This is a genomic window from Vibrio penaeicida, from assembly GCF_002933855.1.
Taxonomy (GTDB): domain Bacteria; phylum Pseudomonadota; class Gammaproteobacteria; order Enterobacterales; family Vibrionaceae; genus Vibrio; species Vibrio penaeicida_A.
The window spans coordinates 1-2,983 of sequence record NZ_BFAQ01000037.1; the positions used below are offsets into that span (position 1 = coordinate 1).

Consider the following 2,983-nt stretch of genomic DNA (forward strand, 5'->3'; position numbering starts at 1 on the left):
AAACCTTGGTTGTTTGCCATACAGAAACCTCTTGGGGTTGTATGGTTAAGTGACTAAGCGTACACGGTGGATGCCTTGGCAGTCAGAGGCGACGAAGGACGTATTAACTTGCGATAAGCGTAGATTAGGCAGTAAAAGCCACTTGAGTCTACGATTTCCGAATGGGGAAACCCACTTACATAAGTAAGTATCCTGTTGTGAATACATAGCAGCAGGAGGCAAACCGGGGGAACTGAAACATCTAAGTACCCCGAGGAAGAGAAATCAACCGAGATCCCGAAAGTAGCGGCGAGCGAAATTGGGTTAGCCCTTAAGCTTTTTGTGCGTCAGGTGAAGTCTCTGGAAAGGGACGCGATACAGGGTGATAGCCCCGTAACCGACAACGCACATTGAGTGAAATCGAGTAAGGCGGGACACGTGATATCCTGTCTGAATATGGGGGGACCATCCTCCAAGGCTAAATACTACTGACTGACCGATAGTGAACCAGTACCGTGAGGGAAAGGCGAAAAGAACCCCTGTGAGGGGAGTGAAATAGAACCTGAAACCGTGTACGTACAAGCAGTAGGAGCACCTTCGTGGTGTGACTGCGTACCTTTTGTATAATGGGTCAGCGACTTATATTCAGTGGCAAGGTTAACCGTTTAGGGGAGCCGTAGGGAAACCGAGTCTTAACTGGGCGTTCAGTCTCTGGATATAGACCCGAAACCAGGTGATCTAGCCATGGGCAGGTTGAAGGTTGAGTAACATCAACTGGAGGACCGAACCGACTAATGTTGAAAAATTAGCGGATGACTTGTGGCTAGGGGTGAAAGGCCAATCAAACCTGGAGATAGCTGGTTCTCCCCGAAAGCTATTTAGGTAGCGCCTCGGACGAATACTACTGGGGGTAGAGCACTGTTAAGGCTAGGGGGTCATCCCGACTTACCAACCCTTTGCAAACTCCGAATACCAGTAAGTACTATCCGGGAGACACACGGCGGGTGCTAACGTCCGTCGTGGAGAGGGAAACAACCCAGACCGCCAGCTAAGGTCCCAAATTACTACTAAGTGGGAAACGATGTGGGAAGGCTCAGACAGCCAGGATGTTGGCTTAGAAGCAGCCATCATTTAAAGAAAGCGTAATAGCTCACTGGTCGAGTCGGCCTGCGCGGAAGATGTAACGGGGCTAAGTAGTAAACCGAAGCTGCGGCTGCAATCTATGATTGCGGGGTAGGGGAGCGTTCTGTAAGCGGTTGAAGGTGGTCTGTAAGGGCTGCTGGACGTATCAGAAGTGCGAATGCTGACATGAGTAACGATAAAGGGAGTGAAAAACTCCCTCGCCGGAAGACCAAGGGTTCCTGTCCAACGTTAATCGGGGCAGGGTAAGTCGACCCCTAAGGCGAGGCAGAAATGCGTAGTCGATGGGAAACGGGTTAATATTCCCGTACTTCTTACAATTGCGATGGGGGGACGGAGAAGGCTAAGTGGGCCTGGCGATGGTTGTCCAGGTTCAAGTGCGTAGGCTGATGGTTTAGGTAAATCCGGACCGTCATTAAGGCTGAGACACGACGTCGAGCTGCTACGGCAGTGAAGTCATTGATGCCATGCTTCCAGGAAAAGCCTCTAAGCTTCAGATTGTAAGGAATCGTACCCCAAACCGACACAGGTGGTCGGGTAGAGAATACCAAGGCGCTTGAGAGAACTCGGGTGAAGGAACTAGGCAAAATGGTACCGTAACTTCGGGAGAAGGTACGCTCTTGACGGTGAAGTCCCTCGCGGATGGAGCTATTAGGAGTCGCAGATACCAGGTGGCTGCAACTGTTTATTAAAAACACAGCACTGTGCAAAATCGTAAGATGACGTATACGGTGTGACGCCTGCCCGGTGCCGGAAGGTTAATTGATGGGGTTAGTCTTAGGACGAAGCTCTTGATCGAAGCCCCGGTAAACGGCGGCCGTAACTATAACGGTCCTAAGGTAGCGAAATTCCTTGTCGGGTAAGTTCCGACCTGCACGAATGGCGTAATGATGGCCACGCTGTCTCCACCCGAGACTCAGTGAAATTGAAATCGCTGTGAAGATGCAGTGTACCCGCGGCTAGACGGAAAGACCCCGTGAACCTTTACTACAGCTTGGCACTGAACATTGAACCTACATGTGTAGGATAGGTGGGAGGCTTTGAAACCATGTCGCTAGATATGGTGGAGCCGTCCTTGAAATACCACCCTTGTAGCTTTGATGTTCTAACTTGGCCCCATTATCTGGGGTGAGGACAGTGCCTGGTGGGTAGTTTGACTGGGGCGGTCTCCTCCCAAAGAGTAACGGAGGAGCACGAAGGTGGGCTAAACACGGTTGGACATCGTGTGGTTAGTGCAATGGCATAAGCCCGCTTGACTGCGAGAATGACAATTCGAGCAGGTGCGAAAGCAGGTCATAGTGATCCGGTGGTTCTGAATGGAAGGGCCATCGCTCAACGGATAAAAGGTACTCCGGGGATAACAGGCTGATACCGCCCAAGAGTTCATATCGACGGCGGTGTTTGGCACCTCGATGTCGGCTCATCACATCCTGGGGCTGAAGTCGGTCCCAAGGGTATGGCTGTTCGCCATTTAAAGTGGTACGCGAGCTGGGTTTAGAACGTCGTGAGACAGTTCGGTCCCTATCTGCCGTGGGCGTTGGAAGATTGAAGGGGGCTGCTCCTAGTACGAGAGGACCGGAGTGGACGAACCTCTGGTGTTCGGGTTGTCATGCCAATGGCATTGCCCGGTAGCTAAGTTCGGAATCGATAACCGCTGAAAGCATCTAAGCGGGAAGCGAGCCCTGAGATGAGTCTTCCCTGATACTTTAAGTATCCTAAAGGGTTGTTCGAGACCAGAACGTTGATAGGCAGGGTGTGTAAGCGTTGTGAGGCGTTGAGCTAACCTGTACTAATTGCCCGTGAGGCTTAACCATACAACACCCAAGGGGTTTTGTGGACTCAAATAAGAACAGATTGAATGTGT

Annotated in this window: 1 rRNA gene; it reads left to right on the plus strand. The window is 51.3% G+C overall.

What is annotated here, in order from left to right:
* The first annotated feature begins 43 nt into the window (after positions 1–43).
* Positions 44–2,933 (plus strand): 23S ribosomal RNA (locus tag VPNCDNU1_RS21245).
* The last annotated feature ends 50 nt before the right edge of the window (positions 2,934–2,983 follow it).